Source organism: Arthrobacter sp. DNA4 (assembly GCF_024362385.1).
Classification (GTDB): domain Bacteria; phylum Actinomycetota; class Actinomycetes; order Actinomycetales; family Micrococcaceae; genus Arthrobacter.
This window is the reverse complement of the sequence record NZ_CP101466.1, coordinates 668,292-683,657: the sequence shown is the minus strand read 5'-3', so window position 1 is coordinate 683,657 and position 15,366 is coordinate 668,292. Positions and strand designations below refer to the sequence as shown.

Below are 15,366 nucleotides of genomic sequence, written 5' to 3'. Positions count from 1 at the left end.
ATATCCAGTCTGAAATACTGGCTACATGGCCGCTGCCCTTACCGCCCTCGCCCTGTCCCGCCTTCTTGGCCCGTGGAACACCGGAACCGGGCCGGCGTACCGCGAGCTGGCTGACGTCGTGCGGCTGCTCATCCTGGATGGCCGCATCCCGCTGGATACCGCCCTGCCCAGCGAGCGTTCGCTGTGCTCCACCTTGGCGGTCAGCCGGACCACCGTCACTGCGGCTTACGCCAGCCTCCGGGAGCAAGGCTTCCTGAGCAGCGGCCAGGGCAGCCGCGGCAAGACCCGCATCCCCGAACTGACACCTTTCGGCCCGGCACTTTTTGGTCCGCAGCCGCCTACCACCGGCCTGTTGGCAGCACCCGGACTCACCGCGCCCGGACTCACGGCACCCGGAGGGCTGGTGGACCTGGCCTATTCGGCGCTGCCCGCCAGCGGTGAGGTGGTGCACCGGGCCTTCGCCGCGGCACTGACGGAGCTACCCGCACTGCTCCCGGGGTTCGGCTATGACGCCCTGGGACTGCTGCCGCTGCGGCAGGCGGTGGCGGACCGGTACTCAGCTGCCGGCGTGCCAACACAGCCCGGCCAGATCATGGTGACCTCCGGCGCCCAGCACGCCCTGACCATCATCATCCGCACCCTGGCGGACCGCCAGGACCGGATCCTGGTGGAGCACCCCAGCTACCCCCACGCGCTGGATGCCATCCGTTCCGCCCGGTGCCGCCCCGTCCCGGTGGCCTTCGCCGATTCCGGCTGGGACCTGCCCGCGATGGAAGCCGCCATGGTCCAGCAGCAGCCAAAACTTGCCTACCTGGTCCCCGATTTCCACAACCCGACCGGCATGATCATGCCCGATGCCCAGCGCCACCGGCTGGCCCGCGCGGCCGCCGCGGCCGGAACCGTGCTGGTGGCGGATGAAACCCTCCGTGACCTCAACCTCGACGGCGTTGCCACCACTCCCCTGGCGGGTTTCGGCAGCACCGTGGTGTCCATCGGATCACTGAGCAAGTCCCACTGGGGCGGGCTGCGCACCGGCTGGATCCGCGCCTCGGAGTCCATGATCCAGCGGTTTGCCGCGGCCCGGACCACCCTGGACCTGGGCGGCCCCGTCATGGAGCAGCTCGCGGCAGCACATCTGGTGCGGGCACTGGAGGAGCCCCTGCCCGCCCTGTTGCAGACGCTGCGCCGCAACAGGTCCACACTGCTCGGCCTCCTGGCGGAGCAACTACCCACGTGGCAGGTGGCGCGGCCCGCCGGCGGCCTCTCCGTGTGGTGCCGGCTGCCCGGCCCCATCAGCACGGCCCTGACCGTCCTGGCCCCGGAATATGGCATCAGGCTGGCGGCCCCGGTTCGGAATCGGCGGCGCGTTTGAACGCAACCTGCGGCTGCCCTTCACCCTCCCGCCGGACAAGCTAGAGACGTCAGTCCTGGCGCTGCGGGCGGCCCAGGACCGTCTGGACGCCGCACCCCAGCTTCGGCGCTCACTGACCCAGGCTCCCGCCGTCGCCATCGCCTGACCGGCCGCTACTGGAAATACCGGAATCGCCCGAACAGTGCGTACCCGCCGGAAAGAGGCGGCGACCCCGCACCGTTCCGGCGATCTGGGCGCGAAACGGGAAGCGGGAGCTACCCGTACACGCGCTCCAGGAACCCGCCCCAGGCCTTGGCGGTGGCTTCCGTGTCGCCGGTGCCGCTGAAATCGTGCACCGTCATGCCCACGGGGGCACCCCACGCGTTGCGGCCGAAGAACCGGTAGAGGGCGTCCGGGGTCCGGATGCCGAGGAAGTGCTCATTCGAGAAGTCCACGTCGCCCGCAAGCCGCCCCACGCCGTCGAGCTCCACATCAACCTTGGCGCCCTGCCCTGCGGAACCCGCGCCCAGCGCGTCACGGAGGCGGGTGAAGCCGTCCGCTGTTTGGGACGCCGCCGGGGCCTGGATGTCGGTGAACGCTACGGGGCGGCCGTCGAAGTACTGCAGGTACTGGCCCAGCGTGTGCAGGTAGAACTCGGTGTGGCGGCTGGCGCCGTCATACTGCTGGTCCCAGTTGTCCGCGAAGATGCCGCTGTGGACATAGTGGAGCCGGGCGCGGCCGCCGTCCAGCGGTTCCAGCACGTGCTCCAGCTGGTTGAACCAGCCGTCCGGCCCCTCCATCCGCGACACCAAGTGGTGGGGGTATTCCTCTACCGTCCTGACCGCTTACCATTGGTCCGTGGGAAACATCCAGGCGGGCGTTCCGTTGGTGACGGCTTCCCACACCCGCTCGGGGGTGCCGGGCAGTTCGGTGTCCTGGACGATCTCGAAGTCCCGTTTGTCGCTCATTTGTCCTGCTCCTTGCCTGCTGTTTCGTTGGTTGCCGTGACGGCACTGGTCTCTTTCAGGGCGGGGTGCAGCGCCACCACGAGCCGGTGCCGCCGCCCGCGGGGTGGTCCGCCGGCGTCGTGGTACTTGTCCACCAGCCGCGTGACCTCGACGCCGAGTTCCTCGGCGAACGCGGCCCTTTCCGCCGCCGTGCGGAAGGTGATCTCGCCATCGATCGCGAATGTGGCCAGCTTCTGCCGGGCAGCGGCGGCGCCGGCGATGAGCTTTCCCACCTCCTGCACCATCCGCCCGGCGAGCGCCAGCAGCCAGAACGCCGAGAAGCGGTCGGCGAACCGGACCGGGTCCGGGGAGACGGCGGCGAGCGCTGACGGCGAGATGAGGTAGGAGGCGGCCGTGGCCTGCAGGACCCGCTCGGTTACATTGCCCTTGCGGCGTTCCTCCACGAGTTCCACCAGGCCGTGCCGCTCCAGCGCCTTGAGGTGGTAGTTCACTTTCTGCCGGGGCAGGCCAATCCGCACCGCCAGCTGCGTGGCCGAGGCCGGCTGGACCAGCTCCCGCAGGATCCGGGTACGGATGGGATCCAGGGATGCTTCGGCGGCTGCCGGGTCCTCGATGACTGCAATGTCCTGCATGCCTCCAGTGTCCTCACCGACAACTTTTATTGTCAAGAACTTATTTATGGTCGGTCAGGTGTGGACGTCCATGGTTCGCATCGAGTTCGACGGAACGCTGCCGGGTCGCCGGAAACTTCCGTCGAACTCGCAGGCCTCCGGCGAACTCGGCGGGCGGGCGGCCGGCAGCGGGCCAGACCGGCCGAAGCAGCGCCGATAGAATGGACCGGTGATGCAATCCCCCCTCCCCGTCCGCGATGGCGTCAACGCCACGCGCCTGCGCCTTCCGGAGGAGGGCCCGTGGGAGACCGCGATGGACTACATGATGCACCGCTGGGGCCACATCGACCCGCAGGGCATCGAGGACAGGTTCGACGCCGGCGAGATCGTGGGCGAAGGCGGCATCCCCCTTGACCGGGCCACGCCGCTGCAGGAGCACACCTTCATCTGGTACTACCGCACCCTGCCGCCGGAAACGAGGCTTCCCGTGGAACTGAGCATCCTGCACCAGGACCACCACCTGCTGGTAGTGGACAAGCCGCACTTCCTGCCCACTACACCGGGCGGCACGTACATCCAGGAATCCGCCCTGGTCAGACTGCGGAACCAGCTCGACCTGCCGGACCTGATCCCCATGCACCGGCTGGACCGCATGACGGCCGGCGTGCTGCTCTTTTCCACCAACCCGCAGACCCGGGGCAAGTACCAGGTGCTCTTCGAGAAGCGGCAGGTGCAGAAGGAGTACGAGTGTGTGTCCGCCGCCGAGCCCGCGCCGGGGCACCCCGCCGTCGACTTTCCCGTGGTGGTCCGCAACCGGATGACCAAGTCCCGCAGCTACCTGCTGGCGGAGGTCGTGGACGGCGAACCGAACGCGGAGACCAGGATTGAGCGGCTGGAAACGTTCGACGGCGGCGCATCGGCAGGTGCCGGCGGTACAGGGGCCAACGGTACCGGCGCCATTGGTACCGGGCAGCGCCTGGCCAGGTACCGGCTGGAACCCCACACCGGCAAGACCCACCAGCTGCGGGTCCACATGGCATCGCTGGGGCTGGGGATCGTGAACGATGCCTTCTATCCCGACCTGCTGGATAAGGCCCCGGACGACTACGCCAGGCCGCTCCAGCTGCTGGCACGGGGCATCCGGTTCGTTGACCCGATCTCGGGAGAGCCCGTGGAATACCGCAGCAGCCTGGAGCTCAGCGAAGCGGCCCGAGCACGTCCCTGAACACCGCCTCCATCTCCGCGGTGTGCAGCACGAACTCCACCAGCTCCAGCCCGCTGGCCGGATGGACGGTCCGGAACCCTGTCACCGCCTCAAGCGCCGCCTGCGCCACGTGCGTGGCACTCCACCCGTAGGCTCCGCCGCCCACCGCGGGAAAGGCCAGCTCCCGGGCACCCAATGTGTCGGCCAGCCGCAGGCTTTCGCTGAAGCAGGACACCAGGAGGACGCGGTTGGTCTGTCCTGCGTGCCGGTTGGGCCCCACCGTGTGGATCACCCAGCGGGCCGGCAGCCGGAAGGCAGGTGTTGCCACGGCGGCTCCGGCCTGGAGGCCGTGCGGCAGCCCGGTGGCACGCAGCTCCCTGCATGCCGCGAGCAGTTCCGGCCCGGCGGCCCGGTGCAGCGCCCCGTCCACTCCCCCGCCGCCCAGCAGCGAGGAATTCGCAGCGTTCACCACCACGTCCACCCGCCGCTGCGTAATGTCGCCCCGCAGAACCGAGATCCGCATGCCGCCAGTTTCCCAAGTGCGGTACCTTGTGGCAATGGACTTCGGCAGCGTTGACAGCTGGGGGACGGCCCTGTACTTCTGGGTCATCCCCGTTGTGATCGGCGATGCCATTTTTCCGCCCATCCCCTCCGAGATGCTGGTGATCACCGGGGGTGCCCTGTCTGCGGACGGCCGGGCCAACGTGTTCCTGGTGCTGGTACTCGCGGCCGTGGCGTCCTGGCTGGGCGACATGGTGGTGTTCCATCTCTTCCGGCGGCGGCTGAGCCATGTGCTGGACCGGTGGAAGTGGGGCCGGCGGGTCCACAGCGGCATCCATGCGGCGCTGGCCAAGGCCGGCCGTTCCTCAACGTACGGCACCATCATCGGCGCCAGGTTCATTCCCGGCGGACGGCTTGCCACCTCGGCGGCATCGGGCGTGGCCAACGTGTCCGTCCGCGGCTTCAGCCTGTGCGCGGCCCTGGGCGCAGTGCTGTGGGCATGCTGGCTGGTGGGCCTGGGCTACTTCACCGGGTCAACCACCAAGCTGCCGTTCTGGGCGAGCTCCCTCATCGGCGTGGCGGTGGGCCTGGTGATCGGCGCCGTCGTGGGCATCCTCGTGACGCGCCGCCGCGGCGACCGGTCCCCGGTGGAGGAGGAGCCCCTCCCGGACGCAGGCTAGACGGGCAGCCACTTGCCGCGGCTGCGCCGCAGCACGCTGAGCGGGCCCGTGAGCGCAACGCGTTCGACGGCGTCGCGCATCATGGCTGCCGATTCCACCGCCTGGCGGTTCTCACCGCTGTACTCGCTCGCCTCCACGAGGAAGCGCAGGTTCAGCTGCGGCACGCCGCCGGCGATCTGCAGCTGGTGCGCCTCCACGTGGTGGCGGGTGCCCAGCGCCTCCACGGCCGCGTCCATGACGGACTCGGGCGGATTCCCAGGCCGGAGCCCGGTGATCTTGAGGCGGGTCTGGAAGGAAGGCATGCCTCCAACCCTATCCAAACCCCCGGATGCTCCATCACTTGTGGTCCCTAACAGCTCCCGTTAGGGACCACAAGTGATGGAGCAACTGGAGAATTAACCGGTGTTGCGGAGGCTTACCGCCACGCCGTTGACGGTGATCAGCATGGCCCGCTGGAGGCGTTCATCGATCTCGGCCCCGGTGATGCCCGCTTCGGTGCGGATGCGGCGCAGCAGTTCCACCTGGAGGTAGCTGATGGGGTCCAGGTACTGGTCGCGGATTTCGAGGGAGCGTTTCAGGGTGGGTTGGGCATCCAGGAGGATGTTCTCGCCGGTGAGCTTGCGCACCTCGGCCACCGTGAGTTCGTACTCTTCCCGAATGGTGCGGAACAGATGGTGAAGTTCCTCCGGGACCAGGGTGGACACGTAGTAGCCGGCGATATCCATGTCCGTCTTGGCAAGCGTCATCTCGACGTTGGACAGCACGGACTTGAAGAAGTTCCAGTGGTCGATCATCTCCACCAGCTGGGCCGAGTGCCCGGCTTCGCGGGCGGCCTTGAGCCCCGAGCCCACGCCGAACCACCCGGGCACGATCTGCCGGGACTGGGTCCAGCCGAATACCCACGGGATGGCGCGCAGGCCGCCCAGGCCGGCCCCGGAGTCCGGACGCTTGGACGGGCGGGAACCGATATTCAGGGAGCCCAACTGCTCCACCGGGGTGGAGGCCATGAAGTAGGCGGGCAGGTCCGGGTGGTCGATCAGCTTCCGGTAGCGGTCAAACGCCGCATCCGAGATGGCTTCCATGACGTGGCCATACCGCTCGCGCTGGTCCTCGGAGGTCCGCGGGTTCCGGTGCAGCGCAGATCCCTGCAGCACGGCGGCCAGGGACAGCTCCAGGTTTTCGCGGGCAAGCTCCGGCAGGGAGTACTTGTCCGAGATGACTTCGCCCTGCTCGGTGAACTTAATTTCGCCTTCCAGGACACCGTTGGGCTGGGCCAGGATGGCGTCGTAGGTGGGTCCGCCGCCGCGGCCCACGGAGCCGCCACGGCCGTGGAACAGGCGGACGCGCACGCCGTGCTTGGCGGCGACGTCCCGCAGCTTGCGCTGGGTCTTGTGGATTTCCCACTGGCTGGTCATCACGCCGGATTCCTTGTTGGAGTCCGAGTAGCCCAGCATCACTTCCTGGATGTCGCCGCGCAGGCGCACCAGCTCACGGTAGGACGGGTCCGAAAGCAGCTGGTCGACGATCTCGGCAGAGGCCCGCAGTTCCTCCACCGTCTCCAGCAGCGGCGCAAAGCCGAGCTTGGCGTAGGGCTTGTCGCCGAAGAGGTTCACCAGGCCGGCTTCGCGCGCCAGGACGGCGGCGGCCAGGACGTCGTCGGCGCCGCGGGTCATGGAGATGATGTAGGTCTCGATGACGTCCGGGCCGTACATGCGCAGGGCGCGGCGGATCTCGCGGAAGACGTCGTAGGTGCCGTCGGCAGCGCCGTCGAGCTTGATCGGGTGGCCGGACAGCGGGCGGCGGGAGGCCAGCTCGGAGCCGAGCACCTCGAAGCGTTCCTCACGGCTCAGCTCGGCGTAGCGCAGGCCCGGGCCACCGATCCGGTCCATCAGCTGGCCAACGGCGTCGTGGTGGTGGTCAGCGTGTTCGCGGATGTCCAAGGTGGCCAGGTGAAGGCCGAAGGAGGCGATGGCGCGGCGGACGCGGGCCAGGGAGCCGTCCGCTGCCAGGGCGGCGGAGTGGTTGCGGAGCGAGAGCTCCAGCAGGTTCAGGTCCGCCATGAGTTCCTCGGTTCCGCTGTAGTCGCGGCCGTGCTCGTGGTTGGAGTTGGCGGCCACCCGCTTGCCCGTGTTGATGAGCTTGGCCTTGATGCAGGTGAGCTTCAGGCGGTACGGCTCCTGGGCGTTCAGCTCCAGGACGCGCTTGTCCAGGCCCGGAAGCTTTCGGAGGTCCTCGTCGATGGACTCCAGGAGCGTCTGGTCTGCGCCTGCCAGGGCCGTGGAGTTGGACAGGATGGAGATCAGTTCATCGATCATGCCAATGCTGATCCGGATGGCGCTTTGGTTCTGGATCTGCAGGATTTCGCGGGTCACGGCGGCGGTGACGTTCGGGTTGCCGTCGCGGTCACCGCCGATCCAGGAGCCGAACCGGATGGGCGCGTCCTTGGAAGCCAGGGTGACGCCGTGCCCGCCCAGCAGCTCCGAGAGCTCGGACAGCATTTCCGGCATCGCGTCAGTGAGGATGCCGCCCAGGTAGTAGATGGCGTTCCGGGCCTCATCCACGGGGGTGGGCCGGACCTGGCGCAGCTCGTCGGTCTGCCACATCTGGTCGATGATCTCTGCCAGCTGCCGGTCCTGCCGGCGGCGTGCCGTGGACCCCTCAGCCGTGGACTGGGACAGGACGTCGGAGAGCTTGCGGATCTTGTCCAGGACTGAGCGGCGGGACGCCTCGGTGGGGTGGGCGGTGAAGATGGGACGCACGTCCAGCCCGTTGACCACTTCCTGCAGCACGTCCGGGCCGGCCTGCGCGGCAATGTCGGCCACGGTCTTGGCCAGCCAGCCGTCCTTTTCGGCCCGGGTCCGCAGGCCGCGGACGCGGTGCACCTGTTCGGCGGCGTTGGCCAGGTGGAAGTAGAAGGCGAAGGCACGCACCAGGTCGGTTGCCTGCTCAATCGGCAGGGAGCCGAGCAGTTCGCGGACCTGGGCAACGACGTCGTGCGCGCTCCAGGGCCCGGTGGCGTGGGCACCCCCGCGCGCCGCTTCCTTGGATTCCTTGGTCAGGAGCCGGACCTGCTCCACGAGGTCCAGGAGTTCCGGTCCGTGCTGGCGGACCAGCGATTCACCCAGCAGGGTGGACACACGCCGGACGTCAGCGCGCAGTTCGGAGGCAAGATCGGTCTCGGGAGGTGTTGCAGTGTGAGCCATTGAAACAATCTTTCGAGGGATTTGGACTTGGCTCGTACACTGCGCTGGATACTGTGAGCCACGTTACTAGCTAAAGATGCTACCCCCGGACCCGTGGCTCAGTGGAATCCGTCTCACAAGATGTCATAGAGCGGCCCTACCCTCCGCGGACGATCTTGAAGTTGAAGTCCGGTGTCCCCAGCGCGCCGAACAGCCGCAGCCACAGCGGCAGCACCATCTCGGCGCCGCGGGCCGTGGTGATGTCGCCGAGGTCGATGATGTCGCGGTGGCCCAGTGCCCTCAGCAGGCCGGTGACGGTTTCCTTGGCTGCGGGGTCGTCCCCGGACACGAACACCGAGTGGTCCCCGTCCGCGAGCCTGCCCGGATCCACCATGATGCCGGCGTTCATGGTGTTCAGCGTCTTCACCACCCTGGCATCGGGAAATGCCCGCTGGATCCGCTCGGCCAGGCTGTCCGTGTTGACCGGGTTCAGCACCGGCGGCATGCCCTGCGAGAAGTCGAGGGGGTTGGAGACATCCACCAAAATCTTTGTGGCGAGCCGCGCTTCACCGGCCGCGGCCAGGGCTGCCAGGGACGCAGCACCGTTCGTTGCATTGACCACCAGCGCGCTGCGGCCGGCTGCCTCCGCGAACGTCTCCAAGCCGATGCCGCCGTGCTCCGCCTGCCATTCCCGGAAGGGCGTGCCGCCCATCGGCTCGGGGCTGGTGCGACCGGCCGTCGCGCCGGGGTCCCGGGTTCCCAGGACTACCTCGTGCCCCAATGCGCTGAATGCTGCTGCCAGCGTGCGGCCTACAGTGCCGGTCCCAAGAATCAGCGGTGGAATGAACGTGCCCGTCCGGCGGTTGTAGCGGGGGCAGACGAAACGGAAGGAACCATGACCACCACCCCAGCAGCCACCGCTCCAGCCGCCAGGGAGGAGCGCTGGCAGCGCTTCCGCGCCAACCGCAACAAGGCCCTGGCAACGCCGCACGGCTGGCTCACCCTCACCTCCTTCCAGTGGCTGGAAGACGCACCGGCCGCCGTCGACCTTGCCCCGGGCCTGTGGTCCACGGACGGCGCCGGTTCAAGAAAAGGTACGACGGCGTTCCTCACCGCGGTTCCGTCCGACGGGCTCACGCTGGTGGAGACAGGGGAAAAGGTGGACGGCACCGTGTCCGCCGTCCTGGCGGACGAGGAGTCGCTGATGTGGGTGCAGTTCGGCGGCCCCGACGGGGACCAGGTGGTGGTGGAACTGGCCATGCGCGGCGGCAGGTATGCGGTCCGGACCCGGGACGCGGCATCGCCGGTCTTTACGAAGTTCGACGGCGTGCCCACCTTTCCGTACAACCCGGACTGGGAGGTGACGGGCCGGTTTGAACCGTACCCGGCACCGGTGAATGTGCCGATCGGGACCGCGAACCCGTTGGTTGACGGCGTGCACCGCAGCGTTGGCGAGGTGGTGTTCCGCCTCCCCGGCAGCAGCCACGAGTTCCGGCTCCAGGCGGAGGAAGAGAAACTCGGCGCCCTGACCGTCACGTTCCATGACGAGACCAACGGCGACACCACCGATGAGTGGCGGAAGCTCTCCCTCCCCAGGCCCCGGCCGGACGGCTCCGTGGTGCTGGACTTCAACCGGGCCATCAACTACCCCAGCGCTTTCACCCCCTACGGCACCTGCCCCATGCCGGTGAAGAACAACAGCCTCGACATCCGGGTGGAGGACGGCGAGAAAGAGCCCTACCCCGCTTAGGAAATGGCTGAGATCCCGGTGATGGACCGGCCCACGATAAGGGTGTTGACCTCGAACGAGCCCTCATAGGTGTAGATGGCCTCGGCGTCCGCAAAGATCTTGGCCATCCGGTAATCGGTGACAATCCCGTTTCCGCCCAGGATGGACCGGCCCAGCGCCACCGTCTCACGCATGCGGGCGCTGAGGTAGGACTTGGCGAGCGCCACCTGCGGCATGCCGGCGGCGCCCTCCTCCTGCAGCCTGGCGATCCCGGCCATCATGGACATGCTGGCCACGGTGTTGCCCAGCATGGTCACCAGCTGCTGCTGGATCAGCTGGAAATGGGCCAGCGGCCGGCCGAACTGCTGCCGTTCCACGGCGTACTGCCGGGCAACGTCGAAGGCTGCCAACTGCTGGCCCACCGCCTGCCAGGCCACCATGATCCGTGAGCTGCGGAGCAGTTCCTTGGTGTCCTCGAAGCTGCTGATCCCGCCGAACCGGTCCGCCTCGGCAATCCTGACGTCGCGGAACTGGATGTCAGCGTTCTGGACGGTGCGCAGGGCGATCTTGTTCTCGATCCTGCTCCGGCTGACCCCCGGCAGGGTGGCGTCCACGATGAAGCCCCGCACCGAGCCGTCTGCCTCGTCCCGCGCCCACACCAGCATGTAGTCGCAGAACGTCCCGTTGCCGATCCAGCGCTTGGCCCCGTTCAGCACCCAGGTGTCGCCGGCGTCGTCCGCTTCTCCCGTACTGGACGAGATCCGCCGGGCCCGGGTCTCCAGGCCGCCCGCCACGTCCGAGCCGTGCAGCGGTTCGGTGAGCGCGAACGCGCCGGTGGTGCGCAGCTCCGAGGCGTCGGCCAGCAGCCGCTGCTTCTGGTCCTCGGTGCCGAAGGTGTGCAGGGACTCCACGAAGAGGTCGTGGTGGACCAGGAAGAACGTGGCCAGGGAGGTGTCCACCCGGGTTATCTCCGCAATGACCAGCCCCGCGAACAGGTGGCTGTAGCCGCGGTGGACGGGCGTGCTCAGTTCCAGGGCCGCCAGCTTGGGCAGGATGTGCGCGGGGAACTCGGCCTTGTTCCACCAGTCCCCGGCGTAGGGTGCCACCTCGGCTGCCAGGAAGTCCCGCAGTTCGGCGAGCTTGGTCCGTTCAGCCTGGTCCAGTGTTGCTTCGACGGCGAAGAAGTCCGCCGCCGGCAGCTGCGACACGTTCGGCGCGCTCATTTCGGTCCCATCCTGATGGCACCGTCCAGGCGGATGGTTTCACCGTTCAACATGGCGTTGTCCACGATGTGCGCCACCAGGTTGGCGTATTCCGCGGGCTTGCCCAGCCGGGACGGGTGCGGAACCTGCGCCCCCAGCGAGTCCTGCGCGTCCTGCGGCAGGCCGGCCATCATGGGTGTCTCGAAAATGCCCGGGGCAATGGTGACCACGCGGACCAGCGAGCGCGCCAGTTCCCGGGCAATCGGCAGCGTCATGGCGGCCACGGCGCCCTTGGAGGCGGAATACGCGGGCTGGCCGATCTGCCCGTCGAAGGCCGCCACGGACGCGGTGTTGATGATGACACCGCGTTCCGGGCCACCCAGCGGGGTGGCGGCGGGCTCGGTGGCCACCATGGCTTCGGCCGCCAGGCGCAGGACGTTGAAAGTCCCGATCAGGTTGACCTGGATGACCTTGCTGAACGTTTCCAGCGGCAGCACGCCGTCGCGTCCCAGGACCTTGCCGGGGGTGGCGATCCCCGCGCAGTTCACCACGATCCGCAGCGGCCCCAGCCCTGCGGCGGTCCCGACGGCGGCCCTCACGTCGGTCTCGCTGGTCACGTCCGCGGGGGCAAAGACGGCGGACTGGCCGGCTGCGGCGCGGCCGTTGAGTTCGTCCGCCATTGCCTGGCCGCCTGAGGACGGCAGGTCAACGAGCACGACGGATGCGTCGGCGTCGAACAATCTCTGCGCGGTGGCTGCTCCCAGCCCGGACGCCCCGCCTGTCACCAGTGCGACGCTGCCTTTGATGTCCATACATCCTCCTTGATGCGTGTCCCCACGCCGCGGCGCGGCCTCGAGCAACAGTTAATGCATGTTAACTGAAATCCGCCGCCGCCGCACGCACCCCGGGTTCCCTGCCCTCCCGGCTCCGGCGCCCCGGATAGGGTGGACGGCATGACGTCCAGCAGCACCTCCCCAACCGCCTGGCAGGACAGGGCGAACCACGCGGCCCGTTCTGTGACCGCCCTGTTCGGCCGGAAACTGCTGTTCCTGCCCGGAACCCACCTGGGCGCCGTGCTGTGGCAGGGCAGGCATCCGGCACGGCCGGACAGCCCGTCGGTGCCGGAGCAGGAGCCGGGCAGCCGGGCCGCGCCGCGGTGGCTTGCCGCGCTCCGCCGGGTACGGCCCGCCGCGGGACTGGTCCTCCCCTGGCATTACTGGTGGCAGGCGCATTACGTTGACTGCCTGGTGGACACCGGGCGGCGGGAACTTGGCGGTGGAGCCACCCCCGCGGCCCGGTTCAACGGCCCGGGCCGGCCCAGCGCGGGGCACCTGGCCTCGCGGCTGGTCACCGGGATCAGGCTCCGCAACGCCTTGACCTTCGTGAACAGCTACTACGACGACATGGCGTGGCTTGCCCTGGCAACCCTCCGGCTGGACAGCCTGGCTGAGGAGACCCGGCGTCCAGGCCGCCGCCGCAACGCGGTGGTCCGCGCGTCGCTGGCGCTGCAGTTCGACGCCGCGTGCACCGATGACCTGGGCGGCGGGACGTTCTGGAGCAAGAAACGGGACTTCAAGAACACCCCCGCCACGGCACCGGTGGCCCTGTTCTATGCCCGCACCGGCCAGCAGGCCAAGGCCCAGGCGCTGCTGGACTGGCTGGACGCCACCCTCTTCGACCCGGCCCAGGCCCTCTACCTTGACGGTGCACGCCTGAATCCCGCCGGAGAGGTGGTGCTGGAGCGGGCCGTGTACACGTACAACCAGGGCCCGGTGCTGGGCGCGCTCCTCGAGCTCGGGGGCGAGGCGAACCTGGCGCGGGCCGCGGTCCTGGTGGACGCGGTACAGCGGCTGCTCACCGTCCCGACGGACACTCCGGGCCCCGGCACCGGCTCCGGTAGTTCCGTGCTGCGCTGTGAGGGAACGGGCGACGGCGGCCTCTTCACCGGGATCCTCTGCCGTTACCTGGCGCTCGCCGCAGCAGACCGCCGGCTTCCCGACGCCACCCGCGCCACGGCCGCGCGGCTGGTGACGGAAACGGCTGACGCTTTCTGGTCCGGCCGGCGCCCCGTGGGGCCAGGTGAAGCGGGGCCCGGGCGGGAAGGCAAGAGCATCTTTTCACTGCACGCCGCCCAACCGGCGGCTGCTACGTATCCGCCGGGCGCCGCCGTCGAACTTTCCACCCAGCTCCAGGCGTGGATGACGCTGGAGGCCGCGGCGGCCGTCACGGCCGCCGCCCGCGCCTAGCGGATGCCGGCCAGCGGCGTGACGGTGCCGTGCCGGAGCGACACGGCACCGTCGGCCGCCAGCCGCACTTCCCTGGGACCCGCCGGCGGAAACACCAGGGACGTCAGGACCTGTCCGTCAACGAAGACCTCCACAGAGGACCTGTCCACGTAGACGGTGAGGCGGACCGTGTCCCCGGTGGGCCGCGCGTCCACCGAACGCGCCTGCCGGTATTCGGCGCGGGCCTCCGCGTCTCCGGCGAGGGCGCTGGCATCGGCCGCCGCGTCACCGTGGCGGTCCACGAACACCCGGACGGCCGCGAAGTCGTAGCCCACCGTGGCATAGGTTGCGCCTCCGCTTTGCAGCAGCAGCCGCGCCTCCCCGGTCCCGTCCGCGGGCTTGGCCACCTCGACGTCGGCCTTGAAGGCGCCGCTGTCCGGAACCGGCAGTGCCGTCCCGCCCCCGATGCTGCCGCCGGGCAGCTGGACCGGGTCCCCTTCCAGCGACTGGAGCGCGGCGGTGGGCGCGGACACCAAGGCCCCGCCGTTGGACGCCAGGCGGATGTCGCGCACCACCGATGCCGACCCGTACCAGCCCTCTGTGGGAAGCTGCCGGGCGTAGGCCCAGTTGTTCATCCAGCCGATGGCATGCCGGGATTCTTTCCGCTGCGCGTCATCCAGCCGGGGGTCATCCCAGGTGACGGCCGCGTAGAAGTCCGGCCCGCCGTCGAGCCACTGGTGTCCACCGTCCGGGGTGAAGGCTTTTCCGTCGAAGCTGCCGGTCCAGTAGGCCACGCCGGTGGTGCGGGCCTCCGCCGAACCGTTCGCGCCCGCAGCCAAAACCCACGTCCGTTTGGCCGGGTCGCCGTCCACGTCCATCTGGAAGAAGTCCGGGCACTCGAGGATTCCCAGCCCCTCCTGCTGGAAGCCGGACACGTAGGTCCACTGTTTGAGGTCCCGGGAGGTGTAGAAGCCGATTTTGTGGCCCTCCGCGAGCAGCATGAGCCATTGGTTGGAGGCCTCGTCGCGGACGATCCGCGGGTCCCGCCAGTGCTCGGCGCCGGGGTTTTCCATCACCGGGTTCTGCCCATAGCTTTGGAAGCTGTAGCCCTTGTCAGTGGAGTAGAACAGGGACTGGCGCTGGACGCCGTCGTGCTGCTGGGTGAGGACGGCGATCACGGCTCCCTTGCCGAACCCGGCTGTCCCCTCGGTGTCCACCACGGCGGACCCGGTCTCGATGTCGCCCAGGCCGTTGCGGAACTTGGGAATGGCCACCCCCTCGTTCTTCCAGTGCACCAGGTCCGTGCTGGTGGCGTGGAACCACTCGGTGCCGTTCCCCGCCGGGTGGTCGGCGTTGTAGAGGTAGTAGTAATGCCACAGGCCATCGAGGAAGAAGGGCCGCTGCGGATCGTTCATCCAGTGCTGGTCAGGTGTGAGGTGGTACGCGGGCCGGTAGCCTGCATCGTCCGCGGGGGCAGCTGCCGGCGGATCGCCCGCCTGCCCGGTTTCGGACGGCCCAGGTCCGGCATGCCCGTCGCCGGACTGCCCGTCACCGGTCCCGCCGAGTCCGGCGGGAACCAGCAGTCCTGCCAGCACCAGCACCGCGACGGCCGCCAGGGCCCAAAGGACGGGGCGGCGCCGAACGGCGGCAAGGACGGTTTCCGGAATTTTGGGGGGCATGGCGGTGTCTATCCCTCGCTGAACGCACAAGTGC

Annotated in this window: 12 protein-coding genes and 2 pseudogenes; 5 read left to right on the top strand and 9 right to left on the bottom strand. The window is 68.9% G+C overall.

From position 1 onward, the window contains the following. The first annotated feature begins 25 nt into the window (after nucleotides 1-25). A pseudogene (locus NMQ03_RS03330) lies at nucleotides 26-1,517 on the top strand (PLP-dependent aminotransferase family protein). A 109-nt stretch (nucleotides 1,518-1,626) separates the two neighbouring features. Here the strand turns inward: NMQ03_RS03330 and NMQ03_RS03325 are convergent. Together NMQ03_RS03325 and NMQ03_RS03320 are read right to left on the bottom strand one after the other, a co-directional pair. Continuing rightward, nucleotides 1,627-2,319, bottom strand: a pseudogene (locus NMQ03_RS03325) (SRPBCC domain-containing protein). Next, nucleotides 2,316-2,951, bottom strand: a complete 636-nt coding sequence (locus NMQ03_RS03320) for a helix-turn-helix domain-containing protein (protein ID WP_255174370.1) — start codon at nucleotides 2,949-2,951, stop codon at nucleotides 2,316-2,318. Before NMQ03_RS03320 ends, NMQ03_RS03325 begins: the two are co-directional and overlap by 4 nt. A gap of 211 nt (nucleotides 2,952-3,162) precedes the next feature. Here NMQ03_RS03320 and NMQ03_RS03315 point away from each other — a divergent pair, with 211 nt between their 5' ends. Continuing rightward, nucleotides 3,163-4,155 carry an RluA family pseudouridine synthase gene (locus NMQ03_RS03315; RefSeq protein WP_255175526.1) on the top strand — a complete coding sequence of 331 codons (993 nt, stop codon included), beginning with the start codon at nucleotides 3,163-3,165 and terminating at the stop codon, nucleotides 4,153-4,155. On the opposite strand, the gene NMQ03_RS03310 is transcribed toward NMQ03_RS03315, so the two are convergent. Then, the gene (locus NMQ03_RS03310) at nucleotides 4,127-4,657 is read right to left on the bottom strand and encodes an O-acetyl-ADP-ribose deacetylase (RefSeq protein WP_255174369.1); all 531 of its coding nucleotides are present in this window, start codon (nucleotides 4,655-4,657) and stop codon (nucleotides 4,127-4,129) included. The genes NMQ03_RS03315 and NMQ03_RS03310 overlap by 29 nt on opposite strands. Before the next feature lie 34 nt (nucleotides 4,658-4,691). Between NMQ03_RS03310 and NMQ03_RS03305 the strand changes: the two genes are divergently transcribed. Beyond that, nucleotides 4,692-5,315, top strand: a complete 624-nt coding sequence (locus tag NMQ03_RS03305; protein WP_159633366.1) for a DedA family protein — start codon at nucleotides 4,692-4,694, stop codon at nucleotides 5,313-5,315. Here NMQ03_RS03305 and NMQ03_RS03300 read toward each other — a convergent pair. From NMQ03_RS03300 to NMQ03_RS03290, 3 genes are all read right to left on the bottom strand, one after another. Further along, entirely contained in the window at nucleotides 5,312-5,617 is a 306-nt protein-coding gene (locus tag NMQ03_RS03300) for a hypothetical protein (protein ID WP_043449019.1), read from the bottom strand. The genes NMQ03_RS03305 and NMQ03_RS03300 overlap by 4 nt on opposite strands. A 93-nt stretch (nucleotides 5,618-5,710) precedes the next feature. Continuing rightward, nucleotides 5,711-8,518 carry a phosphoenolpyruvate carboxylase gene (gene ppc, locus NMQ03_RS03295; protein ID WP_255174368.1) on the bottom strand — a complete coding sequence of 936 codons (2,808 nt, stop codon included), beginning with the start codon at nucleotides 8,516-8,518 and terminating at the stop codon, nucleotides 5,711-5,713. 136 nt (nucleotides 8,519-8,654) lie between these two features. Further along, nucleotides 8,655-9,341 (bottom strand): NADPH-dependent F420 reductase, encoded by a 687-nt coding sequence (locus NMQ03_RS03290; RefSeq protein ID WP_255175525.1) that lies wholly within the window; start codon nucleotides 9,339-9,341, stop codon nucleotides 8,655-8,657. A 51-nt stretch (nucleotides 9,342-9,392) separates the two neighbouring features. On the opposite strand from NMQ03_RS03290, the gene NMQ03_RS03285 reads away from it, so the two are divergent. Beyond that, nucleotides 9,393-10,247: a DUF1684 domain-containing protein gene (locus tag NMQ03_RS03285; protein ID WP_255174367.1), complete on the top strand. Its 855-nt coding sequence runs from the start codon at nucleotides 9,393-9,395 to the stop codon at nucleotides 10,245-10,247. Here NMQ03_RS03285 and NMQ03_RS03280 read toward each other — a convergent pair. Both NMQ03_RS03280 and NMQ03_RS03275 read right to left on the bottom strand, forming a co-directional pair. Next, a complete protein-coding gene (locus tag NMQ03_RS03280; RefSeq protein WP_255174366.1) occupies nucleotides 10,244-11,449 on the bottom strand; it encodes an acyl-CoA dehydrogenase family protein in 1,206 nt (401 codons plus the stop codon). The genes NMQ03_RS03285 and NMQ03_RS03280 overlap by 4 nt on opposite strands. Next, entirely contained in the window at nucleotides 11,446-12,240 is a 795-nt protein-coding gene (locus NMQ03_RS03275; RefSeq protein ID WP_255174365.1) for a 3-hydroxyacyl-CoA dehydrogenase, read from the bottom strand. Before NMQ03_RS03275 ends, NMQ03_RS03280 begins: the two co-directional genes overlap by 4 nt. 141 nt (nucleotides 12,241-12,381) lie before the next feature. Here NMQ03_RS03275 and NMQ03_RS03270 point away from each other — a divergent pair, with 141 nt between their 5' ends. Continuing rightward, nucleotides 12,382-13,674 carry a glycoside hydrolase family 76 protein gene (locus NMQ03_RS03270; protein ID WP_255174364.1) on the top strand — a complete coding sequence of 431 codons (1,293 nt, stop codon included), beginning with the start codon at nucleotides 12,382-12,384 and terminating at the stop codon, nucleotides 13,672-13,674. Here NMQ03_RS03270 and NMQ03_RS03265 read toward each other — a convergent pair. Then, nucleotides 13,671-15,332, bottom strand: a complete 1,662-nt coding sequence (locus NMQ03_RS03265; RefSeq protein WP_255174363.1) for a glycoside hydrolase family 32 protein — start codon at nucleotides 15,330-15,332, stop codon at nucleotides 13,671-13,673. The two genes, NMQ03_RS03270 and NMQ03_RS03265, sit on opposite strands and share 4 nt — an antisense overlap. Nucleotides 15,333-15,366: the final 34 nt, after the last annotated feature.

Coding starts and splice junctions, on each gene's coding strand:
- NMQ03_RS03320 (WP_255174370.1), bottom strand. CDS start 2,951: ATGCAGGACATTGCAGTCATCGAGGACCCGGCAGCCGCCGAAGCATCC.
- NMQ03_RS03270 (WP_255174364.1), top strand. CDS start 12,382: ATGACGTCCAGCAGCACCTCCCCAACCGCCTGGCAGGACAGGGCGAAC.
- NMQ03_RS03310 (WP_255174369.1), bottom strand. CDS start 4,657: ATGCGGATCTCGGTTCTGCGGGGCGACATTACGCAGCGGCGGGTGGAC.
- NMQ03_RS03265 (WP_255174363.1), bottom strand. CDS start 15,332: ATGCCCCCCAAAATTCCGGAAACCGTCCTTGCCGCCGTTCGGCGCCGC.
- NMQ03_RS03285 (WP_255174367.1), top strand. CDS start 9,393: ATGACCACCACCCCAGCAGCCACCGCTCCAGCCGCCAGGGAGGAGCGC.
- ppc (WP_255174368.1), bottom strand. CDS start 8,518: ATGGCTCACACTGCAACACCTCCCGAGACCGATCTTGCCTCCGAACTG.
- NMQ03_RS03275 (WP_255174365.1), bottom strand. CDS start 12,240: ATGGACATCAAAGGCAGCGTCGCACTGGTGACAGGCGGGGCGTCCGGG.
- NMQ03_RS03315 (WP_255175526.1), top strand. CDS start 3,163: ATGCAATCCCCCCTCCCCGTCCGCGATGGCGTCAACGCCACGCGCCTG.
- NMQ03_RS03280 (WP_255174366.1), bottom strand. CDS start 11,449: ATGAGCGCGCCGAACGTGTCGCAGCTGCCGGCGGCGGACTTCTTCGCC.
- NMQ03_RS03300 (WP_043449019.1), bottom strand. CDS start 5,617: ATGCCTTCCTTCCAGACCCGCCTCAAGATCACCGGGCTCCGGCCTGGG.
- NMQ03_RS03305 (WP_159633366.1), top strand. CDS start 4,692: ATGGACTTCGGCAGCGTTGACAGCTGGGGGACGGCCCTGTACTTCTGG.